This window comes from Prevotella sp. P5-92, assembly GCF_002251245.1.
GTDB lineage: Bacteria > Bacteroidota > Bacteroidia > Bacteroidales > Bacteroidaceae > Prevotella.
In genome coordinates, this window is the sequence record NZ_NPJG01000086.1 from 1 (window position 1) to 1592 (window position 1592).

A 1592-nucleotide genomic window follows, 5' to 3' on the forward strand; every position below is an offset into this window, starting at 1 on the left:
CCTCAAATCCGCAACCTATAGGGTTTAGTGGGATTTTGCTTGCAAAGCGACAAAATTCATTTTATTGTACATATTTCTTGCACAACAGAAATGTCGCAGACACAAAATCCCCTTACCCCATAAAGCGACTTGAGGTAATACGCTGGTTTAACCAGAAAAGCATGGTCTTTAACCAAAGTCTGTCTTGAACAGGTTGGCATAAGCATTGTTGTCTGAGTAAATATTCAATACATGCCTACGTGATGTCTTAATCCATTTCGCAGGAACAGAGATGAACTTGAAAACAAAGGTCTTGATTCTGCTGGTGGCACGCAATCCAAATTCATGGGTTTTCAATCTCTGCATAATAGCTTTGTAGAAGTTTCTGATGAGAGCTGTCATAAGCAGGAATACAGTATTCTGTGCCATGAACGATTTTGGCAATCGATTCCAGCCAAAGCCATTGTTCATGTCATCGAAGATGCGTTCCTTGCCACCACGAAGATTGTAGAATTCCACGATGTCTCTTGCACTCGACTTGTAATCGTTAGTCAGTATACATCTGTAGGTATATTCGCCTTCCCAAATGTCAAGGTCTCCATCTATTCGCCTTTGTCTCTGTATGACAAGACGATACGGTTTTCCTTTCCATTTCTCAACAAGGATGGAATTCAGCTCAAATTCAATACCGTTGATTTCAACAGTTTTCCATCCAGTCAAGGCAAACATGGAATCGTAGAAGGAAGAGCATCTGTTGGCACGAATATAAAAATGCCTGCAATGAGCCTCTACCATATCTACGATTTCCTCCGAGCATGAGCCGCAATCCATGCGGGCACGGGATATATATACTTCTGATGCCTCCAGTCGCTTGAAGATTCTTTCCAAAGTCTCTCTTTGGTTGAAGCGCACGTTTGTGTTGCCGTCTCTATTTTCAATACCGACAATCATGTCGTTAATGACTGCCACACCTGGACTATAGCCCAGGAACTTCTTGTAGGTTGGTTTTGCATCATGCTTCTCTGTTTCAATGAACTGATGGTCAAAGTCAAAATCATACTCTTGACCGGATTTCAATTGACCAGTAGCAAGCAGGGCTTTGATCAATAAGCAGTTCATCTTGTCTGCAGTATTGAAATCATAGGAGTTGCCAGAAGCAGATTTATAGGTGATGTTCTTACAAGTCAGTTCTTCGATAGCACGCAATATGGTGTCTGCGCTGCAAGTGCGAAGAGTTGGATGAAGAGACAAATGTTTCATCAAGTGAGTTGTAACATCCTCAATACATGAGCCGCCACAAAGATATACGCACATCAGAGAGCGTAGAATTTCGCTATATTGATAACCAAACATAGTGCATCTCAATCCCAAGGTGGAATCTATGGTTTGAGCTAAAAGAGCATCAAATTGCTCCATAATAGAAAAAATTCCTCCAAAAGGAGTGAGTTTCTCAGATTTTATTTGTATCTTTGCCATGTCATATTAGAGTTTTGCTTGTCTTCTTTTCGCAACACTAAGGTAAGTGAAAATTCTGACATGGCAAAATCCTGGGCAACTTTTTGTTGCTCAGGCACTTATAAATAATGTTAAACTATAGTGTTGCGGAATTAAGG

1 protein-coding gene is annotated in these 1592 nt (G+C 40.8%); it reads right to left on the reverse strand.

Going from position 1 to position 1592, the window contains the following annotated elements; all coding sequences use genetic code 11:
• Nucleotides 1–168: 168 nt before the first annotated feature.
• Entirely contained in the window at nt 169–1455 is a 1287-nt protein-coding gene (locus CIK99_RS09415; RefSeq protein ID WP_055235773.1) for an IS1380-like element IS942 family transposase, read from the reverse strand.
• Between the last annotated feature and the right edge of the window lie 137 nt (nt 1456–1592).

Bases quoted from the DNA above. Each gene is read 5' to 3' on its own strand.
- CIK99_RS09415 (WP_055235773.1), bottom strand. From the start codon at position 1,455: ATGGCAAAGATACAAATAAAATCTGAGAAACTCACTCCTTTTGGAGGA.